Origin of the sequence: Leptolyngbya sp. O-77, from assembly GCF_001548395.1 — a bacterium.
Classification (GTDB): Bacteria; Cyanobacteriota; Cyanobacteriia; order Elainellales; family Elainellaceae; genus Thermoleptolyngbya.
This window is the reverse complement of the sequence record NZ_AP017367.1, coordinates 1,299,868-1,320,566: the sequence shown is the minus strand read 5'-3', so window position 1 is coordinate 1,320,566 and position 20,699 is coordinate 1,299,868. Positions and strand designations below refer to the sequence as shown.

Annotated in this window: 18 protein-coding genes; 6 read left to right on the top strand and 12 right to left on the bottom strand. The window is 56.8% G+C overall.

What is annotated here, in order from left to right; translation table 11 throughout:
* Positions 1-121 precede the first annotated feature (121 nt).
* On the top strand, positions 122-2,398 hold the full coding sequence (locus O77CONTIG1_RS05640; RefSeq protein ID WP_068508785.1) for a RelA/SpoT family protein: 2,277 nt from the start codon (positions 122-124) through the stop codon (positions 2,396-2,398).
* Positions 2,399-2,461: 63 nt separating this feature from the next.
* Here O77CONTIG1_RS05640 and O77CONTIG1_RS05635 read toward each other — a convergent pair whose 3' ends face one another.
* The 6 genes from O77CONTIG1_RS05635 to glp all read right to left on the bottom strand — a co-directional run bounded on the left by O77CONTIG1_RS05635 (position 2,462) and on the right by glp (position 9,775).
* On the bottom strand, positions 2,462-3,292 hold the full coding sequence (locus tag O77CONTIG1_RS05635; protein ID WP_068508783.1) for a PIN domain-containing protein: 831 nt from the start codon (positions 3,290-3,292) through the stop codon (positions 2,462-2,464).
* Positions 3,293-3,295: 3 nt separating this feature from the next.
* A complete protein-coding gene (locus O77CONTIG1_RS05630) occupies positions 3,296-4,819 on the bottom strand; it encodes a site-2 protease family protein (protein ID WP_068508781.1) in 1,524 nt (507 codons plus the stop codon).
* 181 nt (positions 4,820-5,000) lie between these two features.
* Entirely contained in the window at positions 5,001-5,963 is a 963-nt protein-coding gene (murQ, locus tag O77CONTIG1_RS05625) for an N-acetylmuramic acid 6-phosphate etherase (protein WP_084782249.1), read from the bottom strand.
* A gap of 134 nt (positions 5,964-6,097) precedes the next feature.
* Positions 6,098-6,505: a DUF3110 domain-containing protein gene (locus O77CONTIG1_RS05620; protein ID WP_068508779.1), complete on the bottom strand. Its 408-nt coding sequence runs from the start codon at positions 6,503-6,505 to the stop codon at positions 6,098-6,100.
* Between the two features lie 220 nt (positions 6,506-6,725).
* On the bottom strand, positions 6,726-7,856 hold the full coding sequence (gene rpoD / locus O77CONTIG1_RS05615) for an RNA polymerase sigma factor RpoD (protein WP_068508778.1): 1,131 nt from the start codon (positions 7,854-7,856) through the stop codon (positions 6,726-6,728).
* 653 nt (positions 7,857-8,509) lie between these two features.
* The gene (glp, locus tag O77CONTIG1_RS05610) at positions 8,510-9,775 is read right to left on the bottom strand and encodes a gephyrin-like molybdotransferase Glp (protein WP_068508776.1); all 1,266 of its coding nucleotides are present in this window, start codon (positions 9,773-9,775) and stop codon (positions 8,510-8,512) included.
* Positions 9,776-10,000: 225 nt separating this feature from the next.
* Between glp and rpmG the strand changes: the two genes are divergently transcribed.
* The 3 genes from rpmG (at position 10,001) to O77CONTIG1_RS05600 (ending at position 12,636) form a co-directional block, all read left to right on the top strand.
* Complete coding sequence (gene rpmG, locus O77CONTIG1_RS23345) at positions 10,001-10,189, top strand: 50S ribosomal protein L33 (RefSeq protein ID WP_084782247.1); 189 nt, start codon at positions 10,001-10,003, stop codon at positions 10,187-10,189.
* 66 nt (positions 10,190-10,255) lie between these two features.
* The gene (rpsR, locus tag O77CONTIG1_RS05605) at positions 10,256-10,471 is read left to right on the top strand and encodes a 30S ribosomal protein S18 (protein WP_068508773.1); all 216 of its coding nucleotides are present in this window, start codon (positions 10,256-10,258) and stop codon (positions 10,469-10,471) included.
* Between the two features lie 122 nt (positions 10,472-10,593).
* Positions 10,594-12,636, top strand: a complete 2,043-nt coding sequence (locus tag O77CONTIG1_RS05600; RefSeq protein ID WP_068508772.1) for a ribonuclease catalytic domain-containing protein — start codon at positions 10,594-10,596, stop codon at positions 12,634-12,636.
* A 21-nt stretch (positions 12,637-12,657) separates the two neighbouring features.
* Here the strand turns inward: O77CONTIG1_RS05600 and O77CONTIG1_RS05595 are convergent, their stop codons facing one another.
* The 6 genes from O77CONTIG1_RS05595 to psaK form a co-directional block, all read right to left on the bottom strand.
* Positions 12,658-13,761 carry a metallophosphoesterase family protein gene (locus tag O77CONTIG1_RS05595; RefSeq protein WP_068508770.1) on the bottom strand — a complete coding sequence of 368 codons (1,104 nt, stop codon included), beginning with the start codon at positions 13,759-13,761 and terminating at the stop codon, positions 12,658-12,660.
* A gap of 155 nt (positions 13,762-13,916) precedes the next feature.
* The gene (gene wecB, locus O77CONTIG1_RS05590) at positions 13,917-15,035 is read right to left on the bottom strand and encodes a non-hydrolyzing UDP-N-acetylglucosamine 2-epimerase (protein WP_068508768.1); all 1,119 of its coding nucleotides are present in this window, start codon (positions 15,033-15,035) and stop codon (positions 13,917-13,919) included.
* A 49-nt stretch (positions 15,036-15,084) separates the two neighbouring features.
* Positions 15,085-15,939 carry a formyltetrahydrofolate deformylase gene (gene purU / locus O77CONTIG1_RS05585; RefSeq protein ID WP_068508765.1) on the bottom strand — a complete coding sequence of 285 codons (855 nt, stop codon included), beginning with the start codon at positions 15,937-15,939 and terminating at the stop codon, positions 15,085-15,087.
* Between the two features lie 11 nt (positions 15,940-15,950).
* Positions 15,951-16,496, bottom strand: a complete 546-nt coding sequence (locus O77CONTIG1_RS05580; protein ID WP_084782245.1) for an FHA domain-containing protein — start codon at positions 16,494-16,496, stop codon at positions 15,951-15,953.
* 402 nt (positions 16,497-16,898) lie between these two features.
* Positions 16,899-18,170: a site-2 protease family protein gene (locus O77CONTIG1_RS05575; protein WP_286132558.1), complete on the bottom strand. Its 1,272-nt coding sequence runs from the start codon at positions 18,168-18,170 to the stop codon at positions 16,899-16,901.
* A gap of 480 nt (positions 18,171-18,650) precedes the next feature.
* On the bottom strand, positions 18,651-18,848 hold the full coding sequence (psaK, locus tag O77CONTIG1_RS05570; protein ID WP_315874817.1) for a photosystem I reaction center subunit PsaK: 198 nt from the start codon (positions 18,846-18,848) through the stop codon (positions 18,651-18,653).
* A gap of 228 nt (positions 18,849-19,076) precedes the next feature.
* Here psaK and O77CONTIG1_RS05565 point away from each other — a divergent pair, with 228 nt between their 5' ends.
* Together O77CONTIG1_RS05565 and O77CONTIG1_RS05560 are read left to right on the top strand one after the other, a co-directional pair.
* Positions 19,077-19,838 (top strand): phosphoribosylanthranilate isomerase, encoded by a 762-nt coding sequence (locus O77CONTIG1_RS05565; RefSeq protein ID WP_225894694.1) that lies wholly within the window; start codon positions 19,077-19,079, stop codon positions 19,836-19,838.
* 219 nt (positions 19,839-20,057) lie between these two features.
* Entirely contained in the window at positions 20,058-20,696 is a 639-nt protein-coding gene (locus tag O77CONTIG1_RS05560; RefSeq protein ID WP_197673329.1) for a sigma-70 family RNA polymerase sigma factor, read from the top strand.
* Positions 20,697-20,699 lie beyond the last annotated feature (3 nt).

Sequence of the window (20,699 nt, the reverse complement as noted above, 5' to 3'; positions counted from 1 at the left end):
TAATAGCTAAAATCCACCGCATCGCACAGGGAGTTTCCAGGCTCCTAGCTTTCAGTACTTTCCCTCAGCCAGGGCAATTAAATCGTATCTACGCTCCCTCTCTCCTATCAGGAGTTGCCTCATGAACGCCACAACCCTCACGCTACCCACTGATGTTGAACTGCCTGACTGGCTCCGAGAATGCCTGATTTCTCAAGCCTGTCCAGTCACCGGAGATCGTTCTGACAATCCCCGCTCGGATGCGTCGGTTGTCTGCGATGCGTTCAACTTTGCTTATCAGCTTCATGAAGGGCAAAAGCGGGCCTCTGGCGAACCCTATATCGCTCATCCCATCGCCGTTGCGGGGCTGTTGCGCGATCTGGGGGGCAGCAGCGCTGTCATCGCCGCTGGGTTCCTGCATGATGTGGTCGAAGATACGGAGGTCACGGTTGAGGAACTGGAGGAGCGCTTTGGCAGCGAAGTGAGTCGCCTAGTAGAGGGCGTAACCAAGCTATCGAAGTTTAACTTTGAGAGCAAAACCGAGCGCCAGGCCGAAAACTTTCGCCGCATGTTTATGGCGATGGCGCAGGATATCCGGGTGATTGTAGTGAAGCTGGCCGATCGCCTCCACAATATGCGAACCCTGGAGCATCTGCCCGATGCCAAGCGTCGCCAGATTGCTCTGGAAACCCGCGAAATCTTTGCACCGCTGGCAAACCGCTTAGGGATCGGGCGCTTTAAGTGGGAGTTAGAAGATCTTGCCTTTAAGTATCTAGAGCCAGAGGCTTATCGTGAGATTCAGGCGCTGGTGATCGAAAAGCGGGGCGATCGCGAGTCTTATTTGGAGACCACGGTGGAGGAAGTGCGCGAGGAACTAACGCGATCTGGCATTCACTGTGTTGAACTCAAGGGCCGCCCCAAACATCTCTACGGCATCTACCAAAAGATGCAGCGGCAACAAAAGGAATTCCACGAAATTTTTGACATCACGGCGGTTCGCATTATCGTCAACACTATTGATGAGTGCTATCGCAGTCTGGCTGTGGTTCACAACCTGTTTCGCCCGATTCCCGGCCGCTTCAAAGACTACATCGGCCTGCCCAAGCCTAACCGCTATCAGTCGCTTCATACGGTTGTGATTGGTCATGGCGGCCGCCCGGTCGAGGTTCAAATCCGCACTGTGGAGATGCATCACGTTGCAGAATACGGGATCGCCGCCCACTGGAAGTACAAGGAAACGGGCAAATCTACCGTGACCCGCTTTAGCCCGGATGACGAAAAGCTGACTTGGCTACGGCAACTGCTGGACTGGCAAAACGACCTCAAGGACGCGCAGGAATATTTGGAAAGCGTCCGCACCAACCTGTTTGACGATGATGTGTATGTGTTTACGCCGCAGGGCGACGTGATTCCGCTGGCGCAGCGATCTACGCCGGTAGACTTTGCCTACCGGATTCATACCGAGGTGGGCAATCGCTGTGCTGGAGCCAAGATTAATGGGCGTATTGTGCCGCTGGATACGGTGCTGCGGAATGGCGACATTGTGGAAATCATTACCCAGAAAAACGCTCATCCGTCGCTGGATTGGCTGAATTTTGTGGTGACACCGGGGGCCCGCAACAAGATTCGCCAGTGGTATAAGCGGTCGAATCGAGAGGAGAACGTGCAGCGCGGGCGCGACATGTTGGAGCGGGAGTTGGGCAAGAAGGGGTTTGAAGCGCTGCTGAAGTCGGAGCAGATGCAGGTAACGGCGGTGCGCTGCAACTATCAAACGCCGGAAGACCTGCTGGCGGCCGTGGGCTATGGCGAGGTGACGATTAATCATGTGCTGAATCGGCTGCGGGATGCTACCAAGGCGCTCCAGCCAGTGACTCCGGTGGCCACAACGGCGGAGGAAGAGGCGCTGCTGCTCAATCCGCCGCCGCAGCCCACGCGCCCCGCACCCAAAACGCATGATTCTCCAATTCAAGGCGTGGAAGGGCTGCTGTATCATCTGGCGGGCTGCTGTACGCCGATCCCCGGTGAGCCGATTATTGGGGTGGTGACGCAGGGCAGCCGGGGCATCTCGATTCACCGTCAGGGCTGCTCGAATACAGACAGTGTACCGGGCGATCGCCTCATTCCCGTGAGCTGGAACGCAGCCGAAACCACCAGCAGCCGCACCCAGACCTATCCGGTGCAAATTCAGCTAGAGGTCATCGACCGGGTAGGTGTGCTAAAGGATATCCTCTCGCGCCTCAGCGACTACAACATCAACGTCCGCAATGCTCAGGTGAAAACCTTCCCCGGCCAGACGGCGGTGATCAATCTCGGTATCGACATTCGCGACCACAATCAGCTAGAGCGCACCTTTACCCAGATCCGCAAAATGAGCGACGTGGTGCAGCTTCGCCGGGTCAACGATGCTGAGACGGGCTGATGGCTGAGATAGGCTAATGTCGCAAGGCAAAAGATCAAAGGCAGAAGACAAAGGAGCCAGAGATCACTGAGGCGTTGGCTGGGTTGGGTCAAGCGGTTGCCGCAGCGGAGCCAGCCATTCGGTATTGTGGATGACGCTCCACATAACCCACGCGGCCAGGGCAAGCCCGCCAAAAGCAAGGACTAGGGAGAGCAATTGCGTAATCCAGTCGGGCAGGCTGTTATCGGCGCGGACTCTGCTGCGAGAGGCACGGGACGGCGGCTGGGCGTAGCGGCGGGCGGTCATAGAGGGCGATCGCGGCGGGGTACTCAAAGTGCCAGGGTGAACCCGGGTCGGGCTGGTTCGCACGCGGCCACTGTTGGTGGTGGTAACTGCGGCCGCGACACCACTGGTTGCCCGAAGCTGCTGCATCTTCTGGCTCACCATTACCGGACGCTGCCCCGCCCGACACCATTGCAACAACTCCGACGTGCGGATCGCGCATAGGTTGGTCGAAGGCAACTGATAGATTCGCTGGAGCGACGACTGATCATTTGTCACCAGTACCGCCAAATGCCCCGGTGAAGACAGTGCCAGAGCATAGGCGCAGCGGGCGGAGGCCAGTGTAATGCGGGCCCGTCGGGTCAGCGCTTGTCCGGCCGCTGCCAGCGACGGATGGTGTGCGTGAGCTTCAGTAATCGTCCAGCCGCTATGGGGATAAAAATGATTGAAAGATTTGCAAAGCTCCTCCAGATCAGGATCAGGAGAGCGATCGAACAGCAACTTCATTTCCTCATAGACGGCCTGAGGAATATACGTAGAGCCAATGCGCGAAAACTCAATCCACTCCTTGGGAGTGCTGCTGGCTAGCGCACTGATATCGAGAACCAGCAAAACTGGGGGGGTCAATGACATGCGTTAGCCTCCAATGCCCAGACGACCTGCCAATCCTGGCGTAAGGGGCAGCAATGTTGCCGCCATTAAAAACAAAACCAGCAAACCCAATGCCGCCCGCGCATCATCCGGTTCCGATAAATCTTCAAGGGCAGGGCGCTCTAGCTCACGTTGCAAAAACAAAATCAGCACGGCCCAATACAGCGCCAGGGGGTTTGTGAGAGACACTAAGCCCAGCAACACCAAGGTTGCCACTGTAGCGCGTCCAGCCGTTTTGCGCCCGTAAATCGACTGCACAATGCGACCGCCATCCAGTTGCCCAGCGGGCATCAGATTAATTGCCGTGATCACCAGCCCAATCCATCCAACGAGCACTAGCGGATGTACATCTACCAGGGATTGTTGAAGGGTTGTGCCCAGAACGACTCGTGCCAGCGTGCCCACCAGGATGGAACCCTGGAAGAACTCTGATGGAATCTGAAAGACGCTACCCTGATGGGATAATGATAGACCAAGAATCAGGATTGTAAACGAAAGCAGACCGCCTGCCAGCGGGCCAGCCACAGCAATATCGAATAGGGCTTTGCGATTGGGCAGCAGCGAGGCAAATCGGGTGATGCTGCCAAAGGAGCCGAGTTGGAGCGCGGGAATGAAGAACGGCGGGCCGAGGTGGATTCCCAAACGACGGGCTACGACACGATGACCGAGTTCGTGAACCCCAAGGATGAGTATTAGCCCCAGCGCGATGGGGAGGGCTTGCCCAAACTTTGACCAGTCTGCAAATAGGTCAAAGCTTTGCAGCAGTCCAGCAGTTTCTAAACAGGTGAGAACCGTGGCGATCGCCAACACACCCGCCAGCCCAAACTGAACCGGGGTTGCAGGGCTGGGATCGGCCGTAGCCGGGAGAACTACCACTGTGGGGCGATCATCGGGCCCGCTCAGCAAAAACAGCCGGTAGCGATCGCCCACTCGCTCCTTCAGCCGCTCCGACAGTTTCGCGTGGCTCTCTGACACTTCACCCCGCAGGTTTCCCTTGAAAATTGCGCCGTTTAGATAGGGCACGGTTTCCGTTGCAAAAAACGTGTCGATGCCAAAGATCTCGCGGATGGCGGCCAGGTCTTCGGCTGGAATTTTGGCGGGTTCGGCGCTGTCCGTTGTCGAAGGGGACGCTTGGGGTTCAGCGGTCGGAGACTGAGCATCCTCGTCGGTGTGGAAGGATTCTGCGGGGGCTGAGGAGAGGTGGGGCGATCGCGCTTCTGCGGCGGCATTTGCCTCGCCCTGTGTCCGCTTTTGCTCTGCTGCCAGGGTTCGCAGCCGTCGTCCTAGAGCAATATAGAGTCCCGTAGACGCGACAATCAGCAGCAGCACCGCCGCCAGATTGAGATACACGCCGACAGTAAATAGCCCAAAAAACAGGAGCCAGGGCAGCATCAGCACCAGAGATTGCAGCCAGGCCAGAATGCCGACCTGTCCCATCGGACGAGCGCGATAAAAGCCCCAGCCGAGGATGGCGATCGCCGCCGCCAAAATAAGCGCAGTGAGAGGCATTTTCAGACTTTGAGAAGGAGGGATAGGACGCTCAACTAAGCGATTTTGCTTATTTAATCACCCTACAGTGTTTTTGAAGCGAGTGAGTGATGCAGACGGTCAAGAAAACCCCGTCTCCTCGCGGCGACGCATTTCTCACCCTCTCAGAAAATGCTGCATCCTCTCGAACCCCGACCCGCCTTCACCCCGCGACACTCGCCACTGCCAGCCGCAAATTCCCGTCGTGTTCCGCCAGCAGGCGATCGCCCGTTTCAGCATCTACCCCTGCCCAGTGCATCAGCAGCGCTAACTTCACGCGACGACCGCTGTTTTCTAGCAGCAGCGCCGCGTCGGGACGGCTCAGCCCCGTGAGGTCAGTGAGAATCCGCAGTGCCCGGTCGTGCAGCTTTTTGTTGGTCACCGCCACATCCACCATGCGGTTGCCGTAGACCTTGCCCAGCTTCACCATTACGCCCGTCGAGAGAATATTCAGCGCCAGTTTGGTGGCTGTGCCTGCCTTCAGCCGAGTTGAGCCTGCCAGGATTTCGGGGCCGGTGATCAGGCGAATGTCGATATCCACTTCTGCGCCGACCTGTTCCGCAGGGACGCAGGCCATAAACACCGTGGCCGCGCCTCGCTGCCGTGCTGCCCGGAGTGCGCCGTGGACGTAGGGCGTGGTGCCACCTGCGGTAATGCCCACGACCACATCCTGGGCGTGAATCTGGTGATGGGCGATCGCCGCTGCCCCATCTTCTGCCCGATCTTCCAGGTCTTCGGAACTGCGAACTAGCGCCCCTGCACCGCCTGCAATGATCCCCTGCACCAGTTCCGGCGGCGTGCAAAACGTAGGCGGACACTCCGCCGCATCCAGCACGCCCAATCGCCCACTCGTACCTGCGCCCACGTAGAACAACCGCCCGCCCTGTCGCAGCCGTGCCGCCGCACAGTCAATTGCTGCTGCCAGCGCATCCCGCGCTCCCGCCACAGCGGCGATCGCCCGCGCATCTTCTTGGTTAAACAGGTCTACGATCTCGCCCGTGCTGAGCTGATCGAGGGAGTGGCTGGCGGGGTTGGCTTGCTCGGTCAGCAGGTGGCCGCGATTCCCGTAGGGATCGCTTCGCGAATCGCCAGACGGAATATTTTGGAGGATCGGGGAATCGGTCATATGGGCAAACTCAGACAAACGTTCAGCAAACAACGAGCGATCGCCAAGGCAAATTGGCTAAGCCTCCTCGACGGAGGCGAATTAACTGAGGTGAGGATCGTAAACTGCTAATTTCCAGCCGCTCAATGCCCCTGCTACAGCAAGCCCTCAAGCTGCCGTCGAATCCGCTCTAGCTCCGCGTCAGAGAGACTACTCAAAGGTGCGTCGGAATCGGGCGGGGCGGAGTGGGGCGATCGCCCATCGTCCTCCGGCTTCCAGTCCAGTTCTTCCACATTCGTCTCCGGCGGCAGCGCCAGCGTCCCTTCCGGAACTAGCACACATTCGTAATGCGCCCCTTCGCAGAATTCCTCGATTTCTTCCGACTCAAAGCATTCCACCACTGGACTGAGGAAATCCTGCGCTTCTAACATCAGCCCGTAGCGCGTCGCGTCGTCTTCCGACTCAAACATCAGCACCACATTGCGATCGCCGTCCTGAATTTTGAGCGTGTGGATACCCTCATTCTCCGTTCCGGCGTTGAATAGCAAAACGTAAACCTGCATGGGGATCTGAAAAAACAAACGATGGGCTTAGAATCAACGCAGCGCGTAAATCCTGGATCTATCCTATGCTCGGATGGTCAGTCCAGCACCTATTCACCCAGCTTTCCCATCCCTGGACTTGGTTTACTGAATAACAAACAAAAAAGAGCCGACACAACTATGTCAGCCCTTCAATATCATTTCTCCGGCGCTTTGGCTCACCGACAGGTCGTGGCCAAGCCTAGCGAATATATTCCTTTAGCACGCTATTCCGGTTAGGATGACGCAGCTTGCGGAGGGCCTTTGCCTCGATCTGACGAATCCGCTCACGGGTTACGTTAAAGATCTGCCCGATCTCTTCCAGCGTCTTCATGCGACCGTCATCCAAGCCGTAGCGCAGGCGCAGCACGTCGCGCTCACGAGCACTGAGCGTACTCAGCACACCTTCGAGATCTTCCCGCAGCAGGCTCTTAGAAACTTGGTCTTCAGGCGTTTCGCCATCCGACTCGATGAAATCGCCCAGGCGAGAGTCCTCTTCTTTGCCAATTGGCGTTTCTAGCGAAATCGGCAGTTGAGCAGACTTGGCAATAAATCGCAGTTTCTCGATGGTCATTTCCATGCGAGTGGCGATTTCTTCCTCAGTCGGCTTGCGGCCCATTTCCTGAGAGAGCAACTTAGTGGTCTTCTTGATGCGAGAAATGGTTTCGTAGAGGTGAACCGGAAGGCGGATGGTGCGAGATTGATCGGCGATCGCCCGTGTAATGGCCTGACGAATCCACCAAGTCGCGTAGGTCGAGAACTTGTAGCCCTTTTCGTGGTCAAACTTTTCAGCCGCCCGAATCAGACCCAAACTGCCTTCCTGAATCAAATCCTGGAAAGACAGGCCGCGGTTCATATACTTCTTGGCGATAGACACCACCAGTCGCAGGTTCGACTGCACCATCTTGTCCTTGGCACGTCGTCCAACATGAAGACGATGGCGGAATGCAGGCAACTCCATCTCAACGGCACTTGCCCACTCAGCGTGCTTGGGTTCGCGGGCCAGGTCTTGCACCAGCCGCTCGCGAACGCGCTCTAGCTCCAGCAAATCTGCAATCTTCCGAGCTAGCTCGATCTCCTCATCAGCCCGCAGCAGGCGAATGCGGCCGATTTCTTGCAGATAGAGACGAATGGAGTCTTCGGTGTAATGCTTTTTCTTAACCTGGGTTCGGCGGCGAGAGCGGCCTTTGACCGGCTTCCCGTCGTCTTCCTCAGCTTCATCTTCCGGCTGGATATCAAAGACATCCTCACGCCCGTCGTCACCCTCATCGACGAATTCAAAATCAGTCTCGATTGGGTCAACAGTTTCGAGTACGTCATTCGCCTGGGTCATGCCGCGCTCCTCATGCTCCTTATGTCAAAGGTCAAAAAACTGGTCAAACCAGAAGGTAATGAATGAAATAGTGACGGTTTCTAGACAAACTAGCAATCCATCTAGACCTAAGCAATGGAGGAAACCGAGGGAGAAGGCCAATGAATTCCAAATTCTGCTGCCCTACGGCACGCGCCTTTCCCAAACCTGCCCATTCCCAATTTGCCTTAGTTGAGGCTTAGCAACAAACTCAGGAATCTTAAGTTGCAAGACTTCAATATGCAAAATATGCAAGACTTCCTGATTGTAGCCTTTCTCACAAAACTTGCACGCCTCAACCCCGCTTTGGTCATAGAAACCTAATAAGCCCCACCCAGAGGTGCTGCTAAAGTCTGATTCAGAAGTTTGGATATTCCGAATCAGATCAATACTCTAGCCATAGATTGCGGAATGTGCCAGATATATTTTGAATTTTCCTCAGGGGTGACTCCAGCGTAACGGGCTTTGCCGTTTGAACTGTCTAAACGAAAAGCGTAACCTGTTCCGCCATTATGCGGAATTGGGATCTGGCACTCCGGATGACGGAAAGCGCTGCTGAAAACAGATTAGGGAGATTCTGTTTCCCTTCCCGTCATACTTTCTGCTCCGCCAAAGTCTGGAACTGTTGACGTGGCTCAGGGAAAGGCAATCGCCCCTCCACCCGTCTGCATCAGCCGAATTGGAGTGCCTGCGAGAATCCGGGTTTGTCCCACAGGCACCTGTGCCAGGGCGTTGGTCTGGGCCAGATTGATGAGATTTCCAGAACTGAAGCTGCCGGATGATTGGGAAAACTCATGCCCCTCTTCTGTCACACGTAGCGTCCCCCAGAGATAGGTTTCGCGCTTACCATCTGCCTCCAGATCGTGGGGCGATCGCCCCCAGATCCACACCGGCCCCCAACCCGCCGACAGTCCCGCCTGTTTCCGCAGTGCGGGCAGCACAAACCGCCAAAAGGTGACCAGCGCAGACACCGGATTGCCAGGCAAGCCAAAGTAAGACGTTGGCGGCTGGGACTGAGATGACTCAAAAGTTGCGAAGGTAAGGGGCTTGCCGGGTTTGATGGCGATCGCCCGGATGTGGATCGTGGCTCCGAGAGCCTCCAGCAGGCGATCCACATAGTCGTAGTCGCCCACCGACACGCCGCCGGAAGACAGCACCACATCGGCCGTGGACACCGCTTGGGCGATCGCCGTTTGCAAAGCTTCCGGCTGGTCGGGCACGATTCCCAGCATTAGCGGTTCGGCTCCGGCTTCAGCGACCAGCGCTGCTAGGGCGTACTGATTGGAATCAACGATTTGTCCTGGCTGGAGCGGCTGGTCGGGGGACACCAGTTCGTCACCCGTAGATAGAATTGCCACCCGTAGCCGCCGATAGACCGGAATCGTGACACACTGGGCCGCCGCCAGCACGGCGATTTCTGCTGCCCCCAGCCGAATTCCCGCAGGCAAGAGGCGATCGCCCGCCCGATAAAACTCACCCCGACGGCGAACAAACTGCTGCGGCGTGGGTGCAGAGAGAATATAGACGCGATCGCCCTCTCGCCGCGTTTCCTCCTGCATCACCACCGCATCTGCTCCCAGCGGCATCATTGCCCCCGTCAAAATTCGCGCTGCCTGCCCTGGCTGGATAGTCTGCTGTGGCTGATATCCTGCTGGAATCTCCTCCACCACCGTTAGGGCAGTTGGCGCATCAGGGCAACTGGTGCCCACATCTGCCTGCCGCACGGCATAGCCGTCCATCGCCGAATTGTCCCAATGAGGAAAATCAAGCTGGCTGCTGACGGGCTGTGCCAGAATACGCCCTGCTGCGGCCGATAGCGGCACCCACTCCAGGTCATCCTGAGGATTGAGAGGGTGCGTCAGGCTGAGAATTCGCGTTTCGGCTTCGAGGACAGGCAGCATGAAGGTCGAGGGAGGTGCAGGTTTAGGGTTCCAGGTTTGGTAAACCCGGTGATGCTTAGGCTACACCATCTACCAGCACGCTGAGGACAGGTCAGGTTCGGCAAATTCTGGGTTCGGCTCTAAAAATTCTTGTCTGGCTCTAGCTAAAGAGTTGTCGATCTTGCCCTTGATATGAAAAAATAAGGGTTTGTGTTTAATTACTGACTCAGCAGGACTGGACTCGCTATGGCTAAGGGCGTTCGTGTCATTATTACGCTGGAGTGTACTGAGTGCCGCACCAATCCGGACAAGCGATCGCCCGGAGTGTCGCGCTATACCACCACCAAGAACCGTCGGAACACCACCAACCGGATCGAACTGAAGAAGTTCTGTCCGCACTGCAACAAGCATACGGTTCATAAAGAGATTAAGTAATCTCCCCTCTTGCGGCATTTTGCATCTAAATATTCACAACTTTCACAACTCTGAATCCCAATTCCTATGACCTACTACCGCCGTCGCGTTTCTCCCATCAAGCCCGGAGATCCCATCGACTATAAAGATGTAGAACTGCTGCGTAAGTTCATCACTGAGCGTGGCAAGATTCTGCCCCGTCGCATCACTGGGCTAACGGCAAAGCAACAGCGCGACCTTACTCAGTCCATTAAGCGGGCCCGACTGCTGGCGCTGCTGCCCTTTGTCAATCAAGAAGGCTAGGTTGTTGGCTTTGGGGCGATTGGTGGGCGATCGCCCTCGTTTAAGATTGCTTCCCAGTTTGTTTCCCGGCAAACCATCTGAAATAACGTCCTGATAACGTCATCCCCCGATTCTACGGCGCTATGGACAAGGGAACATTAGTTGAATTTCGACCGAGCGGCGAGGGCAGAGCGGGGGCTACCCGGCCGCGTCGATTGGCCGTGGTCGATCGCCCAGAAGGAAAAAAGCTGTGGGTGGTGATTGATGAGCGTGGGCAGGCTCACACGCTGCATCCTCGCGATGTCACCTACGCCGTCACAAATCAAACCTACAAGCCGTCTGAAATTAGCGCCTTTCTTGAAGCGGTGCAGCCCTATCTTGATCCCGACAGCCTTGAAGTTGCCTGGGAACTGCTGAGCGAAGATGGAGAGACCGTTAACCCGGCAGAGATGGCGCTGCTGCTGTTTTCCGATGACAGCCCACCCTTGCAGTATGCTGCTCACTGCCTGCTGTCGGACGATCGCCTCTATTTCAAGCAAAAGGGCGATCGCTACGAACCGCGTCCGGCGGCACAGGTGAAGGAACTGAAGCATCAGCTTTCGGTCACGCTCCAGCGGCAGCAGGAGTGGGAAGATTTTTTTGCAAGATTGCGCCAGGTTTTGGCAGGAGAATCGCTGGAATGGGCAGCGGGCGATCGCCCCTGGCTAGAAGCCCTAGAGCGGTTTGCTACGCTAGGAGAAGAAGCCAGCCACCGCATGCCCGCGCTGGAAGTTTTGTCGGCGCTGGGTCGTCCCGAAACGCCGGAGGAAGCCTTTCAGCTTTTGGTCGATCTGCGGATCTGGCATCCCCATGAGAATTTGTTTCTGCGGCGCAGCCAGATTCCGACCCAGTTCCCTAGCCGAGTCCTCGAAGTGGCCCAACGCTGTCTTACTGACCCACCCGCCGACTCTAGCCGCGATCGCCTAGACCTGACGCACCTCAAGGTCTACACTATCGACGACGAAAGTACGCGAGAGATCGACGACGGCTTGAGCGTCGAGTTTTTGCCCGACGGGCAGCACCGCATCTGGGTTCACATCGCCGATCCTAGCCGCTGGCTCACTCCAGGAGATGCCCTCGATCTGGAGGCGCGGCGGCGCTGTATCACGCTCTATCTGCCGACAGGCATGACCCCCATGTTTCCGCCAGAACTGGCGACCGGGCCGATGAGCTTGGTGCAAGGGCAGTTGTGTCATGCCTTTAGTTTTGGGGTGTTGGTGGATGCAGACGGCGCAATTCAGTCCTACGAAATGCACCCGACGCTCATCAAGCCCACCTACCGCCTGACCTATGACGATGTAGATGAGATGCTGCAACTGGGCATCCAGGCAGAGCCGGAGCTAGAAATTCTGTTTCAAACGGCAAGTCGGCGGCAGCGCTGGCGGATGCAGCAGGGCGCAATCAGCATTCAAATGCCAGAATCCTCCATCAAAGTCACTGAAGAAGACGAGATTCGGATTGATGTGTTTGAAGAATCCGCTTCCCGAATCTTGGTATCAGAAATGATGATCCTGGCGGGCGAGGTGGCCGGCCGCTATGGCGAGGCGCACGGCTTGCCGCTGCCCTATCGAGGTCAAGAGCAGCCCGAACTGCCGCCCGAAGAGGAACTGATGCTACTGCCACCGGGGCCGGTGCGGGGCTGCGCGGTGCGCCGTTGCATGAAGCGCAGCGAAATGAGTGTAACTCCAATGCGCCACTCTGGGTTAGGGCTGGATGTCTACGTTCAGGTCACGTCGCCGATTCGCCGCTATGCTGACCTGCTGGCTCATTTTCAACTTAAGGCGCATTTGCAGGGTGACCCGCTGCCGTTCTCACCAGAGGAGATGACGGAACTGCTGCAAGGCATCGGCTCCACGACCTACGAGATGGTGCAGGTCGAGCGACAGACCAATCGCTACTGGAGCCTAGAATATTTGCGGCGCAATGCAAACGAGGTCTGGCCGGCGCTGGTGCTACGCTGGCTGCGGGAACATGAAAACTTTGGGCTGGTGCTGCTGGAAGATTTGGGATTGGAGATGGCGATGCGCTTTAGCCGAACCGTGCAAGTGGGCGATCGCCTCGATGTGAAAGTGTCCTACGTCGATCCGCGCCGCGATCTGATCCAGTTTGTGGAAATCGATCAAGCCGTTCCCCAGGCTGCCTCTTGATTGCTGATGCAAAAGAATGGCTCAAATTCGCAGCAGAGCTTGGTTATCAATCGGGCAATAGTTGCCGCTGGCATCTAATGCGCTAAAGCGGTGGAGAAACTGACGAACCGCAGGCGGCAGGTGGTGAAAGTCAAACCAGGCATCGCCTTGAGCAATGTCTGCCCAGAAATGGCGTAGGTGGGGGGCGATCGCCCTCGCTTCGGCATCGGCTAGCGCCAGGGGCGGCAGCGTTAGCAGGCGATGCATAAAGGAAAACGAGCGATCGCCCATCCAGTCTCGCGAATAGGCCTGCAAGTTGTCCCAGCCAGATACGGCCTCAACGCGAGTCGTGTCTACCTCAATTTGCCAGAAGCCCCGCTCGTCCTGAGTTGCCATCAGCACCCGGTAGGGATGGGGATAGCTGACCAGGGACCCTGTAGTAATTTCATAGGAGTTTCCCCGCTGCGCCACATCTTGCACATGCAGATGCCCTGTGAAAATTAGCCGCACCCCCACAGGCTCCAATACTTTCAACAAATCAGCCGCATTTTGCAGCATATAGCGCTGGCCCATCCCGTGGCGAGCCTGACCCGGCAAATGCTCCAGTACGTTGTGATGCACCATTACTAGCACCAGATCATCGCCCACCGTGTCTAGCGTTTCTGCCAGCCAGCGCAACTGTGCCTCATCCAGCCAGCCCGTCGGCAACTGCACACCGTTTTCATCAAAGGCGATCGAGTTCAGCCCGATTAGCCATACCCCCGGCAAAATTTCGCGGGCGTAATAGGGGCGATCGCCCGTATACCCAAACGGCTGATAAAGCTGCGGAAAATCGCGTAGCCCAATCGCCTGCTTCTCAGCATCCCGCGCAATGATGTCGTGATTTCCCGGTACAACATAAACCGGATACGGCAACTGCCCCAACCGCTGTACAAGCCACTGGTGGTTTTCCCACTCCCCATGCTGGGTTAGATCACCCGGCAGCAGCAAAAAGTCTAGCTCCGCTGTTGCCAGCGCTGCCAAAACTTGCTCCAGCGCCGGAACGCTGACTTCGACCAGATGAAACCGATGGGGATTATCCCAAATGGTATGGGGCAGCGCGATATGGGGATCGCTGATGATGGCAAAGCGAAAGCGAGAGGTCATGGAGGAATCGGGAAAAAGCGCAATTTCCCTTCCATCCTAATCGGGCAAGACTTCCGTCGTTCAATGATTTCCGGTTGAAAATTTCCCACTACAGGACTTCTTCACCCTGTGCCTACGAAACAGGATTCAACTGTTCGTGCCTTAAATTGGCTGCTCTACGCAACAGTAGTTCTGCGAAAGTAGTCCTGCACGATCGCTTCAATCCGCTCGGCGGCCCGCCCGTCCCCAAAAGGATTGACCGCATTGGCCATGGCGCTGTAGGCATCGGCACTTCCTAGCAGGCTGGCGGCCGCCGCCAGAATAGCATCCGGTTGCGTGCCAATCAGCCGCGCTGTTCCGGCAGTCACGGCTTCGGGGCGCTCGGTGGTTTCCCGCAGCACCAGCACTGGCTTGCCCAAACTGGGCGCTTCTTCCTGAATGCCGCCGGAATCTGTCAGCAGCAGATAGCATCGCTGGATTGCCCCGACCAGTTCTGCATAATCGAGCGGTTCCGTCAGATAGACACGGGGATGGTTGCCCAGCAGGGCTGTCAGCGGTTCCCGCACGGTTGGGTTGCGGTGCAGCGGCAGCAGCAGTGCCGTATCAGGAAACTTGTCCAAGATTGCGAGAAACCCCTGAGCGATGCTCTGGAGCGGCGCGCCCCAGTTTTCTCGACGATGCACCGTTGCCAGTAACACGCGGTATTGATCCCAGTTCAAATTAGGCACCGGACAGTCGGGATGGCGGGCTGCTACGGTCAGCAGCGCGTCGATCACGGTGTTGCCTGTGTGGTGAATCGCGCCCGTTACGCCCGACTGCTGGAGATGCTGCACGGCAAGGTCCGTCGGCGCAAAGTTAAGTTGGGCAATTTGGGAAATCAAGCGACGGTTTGCCTCTTCGGGAAAGGGGTTAAACAGATTGTCTGTGCGGAGGCCCGCTTCGACATGACCCACTGGAATCTTTTGGTAAAACGCGGCCAGGGCGGCGGCAAATGCGGTTGTGGTATCGCCCTGCACCAGCACCATTTGGGGGTTGAGTTCGGCAAACAGCGCCTCTAGCCCGCGCAGGCTGAGACAGGTGATATCCGTCAGACTTTGTTGGGGCTGCATGATGGCAAGATCACGATCGGCCGTCAGGTGAAACAACTGCATCACCTGATCTACCATTTCCCGGTGCTGCCCGGTTAGCACGACCTGAGTGTCAAAGGCAGGGTTGGCCCGAAACCGTTGAATCACCGGGGCCAGCTTGATGGCTTCGGGGCGAGTGCCAAGGATAATGCAGATGGGGTGGGGCATTGGCGGGGTTGGGGTTTGAAGACGGAGAAATGGAGATGCAGGAGGAGGACTAGGCAAAGACAACGGTGCGGTTGCCGTAGACGAGAACGCGGTTTTGCAGGTGATAGCGGACGGCGCGGGCTAGGACGATGCGCTCTAGGTCTTTGCCTTTGCGGATGAGGTCTGCAACTTGGTCGCGATGGCTAACGCGCACCACGTCTTGCTCAATGATGGGGCCTTCGTCCAAGTCTTGGGTGACGTAGTGGGCCGTTGCGCCGATGATTTTTACGCCGCGTTCGTAGGCTCGCTGGTAGGGGTTGGCTCCGGCAAAGGCCGGCAGGAAGGAGTGATGAATGTTGATCACGCGGGGAAACTGGGCAATGAAGTCGGCGCTCAAGACCTGCATGTATTTTGCCAGGACGACGAGATCGATGCGATAGTGGCGCAGTAGCTCCAGTTGTTTGGCTTCTTGCTGGGGTTTGGTGTCGGGGGTGATGGGGATGAGGTGATAGTCGATGCCGAATTGCTGGGCGATCGCCCCCAGGTTTGGATGATTGCTGATGATTAGCGGGATCTCTGCGGCAAACTCGCCGGCCCGCTGTCGCCAGATCAAGTCAAACAGGCAATGGTCTTGCTTGCTAACCCAGATGGCGATGCGGGGAATTTCGTCGGAAAAGTGTAGCTCCCAGTGGGCATTGAGCGGCTGGGCGATCGCCTGCCAGGCTACGCCGATCACCTCTCGCGGCAGGTTAAATCCGTCGAGCTGCCACTCAATCCGCATGAGAAAGAGGCCAGCGGAGGCATCGGTATGCTGATCGGCGTGAATGATATTGCCACCGTTGGAGTAGATAAAACTGGCAACCTTGGCGACGAGTCCAGGCTGGTCTGGGCAAGAAACCAGGAGAATGGCTGTGGGGCTAGTCATGAATCCCCGTACTACTCTTCTGTTACCAGGCTGGATGTTGAAGAGAGTTCAGCATTATCTTCTGGCTCATGATCTGGCTCATGATCTGGCTCATCATCGTCTTCCAAATCTTCGGGGGGTGCCGTTGCTGCCGCGCTGCCCTCGCCCTCTTCATCAACCATATTTGGGCTGATCAGCGTAATATCGTAAGGATCGGGCGGTACAGTAGCCACATTCTCGCAGTTCAGCATGTAGTAGGTAGCCGCAACGTCTGGCCCAAACACCACCTTATCCTGATTTTCTAGGTTATGGGCAGGCAGCTTTTTGCCGTTGATCAAAAGCCCGTTGGCGCTGGGTTTGCTCTTGCCATTGCCATCTACAATTCGGTAGTAATAGTTGCCCCGGTCGTCTTCCATGCGAACTAGCGTGGCGTGGTGTCTGGAAACAAACGGAGAAACGAGGCGGATATCGCAGGTCGGATCTCGACCTACCGAATAAACTTCACTGTCCAGCGCGTATTCGCGCCGTCCCTTGTTGTCTTCGATGATGATCAGGTGATTGGGGTGCGATGCTGACATGCAACGATGACTCGCTCAACAATGGAAAACAAAAATGGAAAACAAAACGAACCTGCAAAGACGTAACAAATCTGTTAATTATCCACAACTTTCTTAAAGCCAGTGCGGTAGACAGGACGCTGCGAAACCCTTGTCCGCTTGTGGACATCGCGCATCTAACTGTGTAAGAGAGTGCTGTAATAACAGAGCGGTAGAAGCAACCTACAGACAAGCTGGCCAAACGCTGTAGCCATAAGTCTGGCGATCGCACGTTTCCTGTAGACAACCCGTATCAACAGACTAATATAGCAACACCTGCGGCGATCGCTATACCCATTACGCCACAGGAGAATCTGCAATTCTCTAAGGGAGGCTGCTAGATCAGAGACATCAACCCAATATGTTTCTATTCGTTACGATTCTTCAGCCGTTTCGGTCTTCATTGAGCGAAGTGGCAATCGCAGGCAGCGGCAGCCCTGGCGGGTACACGCCTTCCTCTTTAATGCGAGTGATCAACGCATCGGGCACGGGCACATTCAACTGCTTAGCCACCGCCCGCACAATGTCGCCCCGATCTAGCACGCCCGCCACTGCTCCGGCCGGAGAGAGGACTGTAATCCGCTTCAAAGTTTCGGCTTCCAGTTTACCGATGGCATCTGACAGGGGCGATGCTTCCGCAACGCTAGGGATTTCTGTGAGTGGATGAGCTATCTCCTGAAGCGTCCGATTCCACTGGCTGCGCTCGATCTGCTGCACATCTTCGACCAAGACCTGGCCCCGATAGCGCCCCTCCGACGCAGCATAGAAAGCAGGTGGATAGCCCTCCTCCTGCTGCACATAATCGCTGATGAAGCGTTCCAGGCTGAGGTCGGCATCAACCACGCGAAACTCGCGGGTCATCGCGTCTGCTGCTGTCAGCTTGCCCACTGCCTCCTGCACATCCGAAACGCGGCTGTAGGCGCGGGCATTGCTCAAAATAAACCAGGCGATTAGCCCCAGCCAGATGGCGTTGATGCTGCCTGCGGGAGACTGGATGTAAGCCATGACCGCCAGCGCAATGCCAAACCAGCCCAGTGCCTGTCCCGATCGGGCGGCCCAGCGCATTCCCTGGATGCGGCTGCCCGTCAGCTTCCATACTGCTGCCTTCAGCACTTGTCCACCATCCAGCGGCAGACCCGGAATCAGGTCAAACAGCGCCAGCACCAGGTTGATGGCAGAAAGCCGTGTGGCAATGAGGTGCAGGGGAGTATCCGTGGGAAGTACCTGGGCTGCTCCCGCCAGCAGCAGAAATAGCGCGAAGCTGACGGCTGGGCCGGCGATCGCCACCTGAAACATTTGCCCTGGGGTTTTGGATTCGCGGTCGATAGACGCGATGCCGCCAAAGAGAAACAGCGTGATTGAGTTGACCCCAATGCCCTGCGATCGCGCCGTCAGGCTGTGGCCCAGCTCATGCAGCAGCACCGACCCAAATAGCGCCAGCGCCAGCCCCAGTCCCGTCATCCAGGCAACGCCCGCTGGGTAGCCTGGGCTTTGTTGCAACATCAGGCTGTTGGAATAGGTAAACAGCCCCAGGATCAGGAACCATGAGGAATCAACCAGCAGTGGAATGCCAAAAATCGAGCCAACTCGCCAACCTGCCCTCATCTGCCCTCCTGGCTGCATTGGGGCGGCAAAACCCACCGCCTGATAAGACATTGCCTGGGAGACCGTTAACGCGGATAGCAGGGGTTGGGAGTGAAGACTCCGCAGCACTCGTGCGAGAGGAGTAGATGAGACTTGGGCTGAAAGCAAGCTTGAGACAAGTCAGCAAAGCTTTCAGGCGTTGATCCAACTCGTTGATCCAACTCTGATCCAACTCTCTGAATCCAATCTTCTGGTTCAACTGGTTCAACTCTCTGCAACTGCGATAAACCGCTAAGACTCGCGCCAGTCCCGTCAGGCTTGCTCTCATTCTACTAGGCTGACCTGGCAAACAGATGAGCCTGGAGAATGGCTTCCGATATCAATTCTTGAGAATATTGGCTCTGAAAATACTGACTCTGAAGACGCTGGCTCTGAAAACACTGGCTCTGAAAATACTGGCCCTAAAATACAGAACGAGGACGGGCAGGACTCTAGCGGCGAATGTTCCTTGAACAAGCCCACCTTGTTTCCTGCCCGTAGAGTCTTTAGGCGCTAGAGCAGACCAGCATTCGACAGACCTAGCACAAACCCAGCCCCCAGCAGGTGGCCAAAGCTCATGGTGGCGAGCAGTTCTGGCAAGCCAAAGCCTGTGAACATGGCGGGTAGCTCGACGGGCAGTGCTGGGCCAACGCCGCGCTTTTGGATGGCGTAATAGCCGATGGCGATCGCAAACAAATTCGCTGCGGTCATAACAATTGCAGTGTTAATCGACCAGGGGGCCGTTGTCGCCGTAGCGATGAGTGCAGTGTGAAACGCAACGTGAAACAATGTGAAATCTCCCCTTCTTTGAACTCGTCGATCTGACGGCACCACGCTCAAGGCATAGTGCAAAATCATTCCTGATTTTAGAGAGGCGGGTCTGACAAAACACAATTTGTTGAAAGAGTTAACAGTTTTGGGCAATACCGATACAAAACTATGCAGAGTCCTGGCGAGTCTTTTGCTGCTGAGTTCCCCCTGGCGCAATCTATGCCGCTACGGGTCAAGATCTGCGGTATCACGCAGCCGGCCCAGGGGCGGGCGATCGCCCAGATGGGTGTTTCGGCGCTGGGCTTTATCTGTGTGGCTGCATCGCCGCGCTACATTGCTCCAGCACAGATTCGGGCAGTGGTTGAGGCACTTCCGCCGGAAGTCCCGGTAGATCGGGTGGGCGTATTTGTGGATGCGACCCTGGAAGAGATCCAGCAGGTGGTGGCGATCGCCCAACTCACGGCTGTGCAACTGCATGGCAACGAATCGCCAGATGGCTGCCAGCGGGTGCGCGAGGCCGTGCCCCATATCGAACTCATCAAAGCACTGCGGGTGCGCGATGCTGCCACGCTCGACCTGGCCCACCGCTACACGCCCTACATTGACACGCTCTTGCTGGATGCCTACCACCCCCACCTCTACGGCGGCACAGGCGCAACCCTTGACTGGGCAATGCTGCGAGACTTTGACCCTGGCTGTCCCTGGCTACTGGCTGGCGGCCTCACGCCCGACAACGTGCAGCACGCGCTAAGGGCGGCCCATCCCTACGGCATCGACCTCTCCAGCGGCGTGGAGCGTTCCCCCGGCGACAAGGATTTGGGGCTGGTCGAGCGGCTAATGAGGGCGATCGCCCAGTTGGGTCGTCAGGAATCAGGGTCTACTGCTCAGGATGATTTCATCGGAGCGCGATCGCCAGAAAACCCAGAGTAAGTGACAACAAACTCTTGCAACAAACTCTTGCAACAAACTCTATAGAATTTGGAACTTTATCGCGTTCAGAACTGTGATACGAGTAAAGCATTCTGTGTAGTGGGTTATGGGTTAGGTGCATGTCTGGCAACTGGGCTGCTGCCCCTATGCGCCAACCTGTGAACCCGCTGGACTTCGCCTTTTTGGCTGCCGCCCCTGCCCTTAACCCCGATCCCTGAGATGGACGAACTGCAAGAACTGGTCATCGAAGCCTGTCGCCATCCCCCCGGCAGCCCCCAGCGTCAGCGAGCCTTGACTAAGGTAATTCGGCTGGCATCGCGCAAACTCTGGCGGGAGAATGTCGCCTACTATGAAGATGCGCTCCAGCAGACCTGGGTCTATTTCTGCCAGAACGTCTGCGAAGCCACGACCGGCCGCAAATACGACCCCACTCAGAGCAGCGTGGTGACCTGGTTGAGCGCCTATCTAAAGCGGCGGCTGCAAGATTTTTACATTCAAGGTCGAGAGCAGGAAACTCGGCGGGCCTCTATCCGGGGCATGGCCTCGCGCTCTGGCGAGACCGGGGAACTGATCGATCCGGTGGATAACCTGGCAGCAAATCCTGACGTGCCGCCCATTTTGCAGGAGGTGCGGGACTGGGTAGAAGCGGACGGCAGTGGTGATCTGGTGAAAACCCACATCAAAGGGCGACCAGAGGTGAACTGTCAGGCACTGCTGCTGCGACGGCTGCCGCCAGAAGCAAGCTGGGAAGACATTTCGGCCGAGTTTGGGCTGCCGATTTCCACCCTGAGTAGTTTTTATCAGCGACAGTGTTTACCCCGGTTGCGTAAATTTGGCGAGTCCGAGGGATATCTGTAGAGG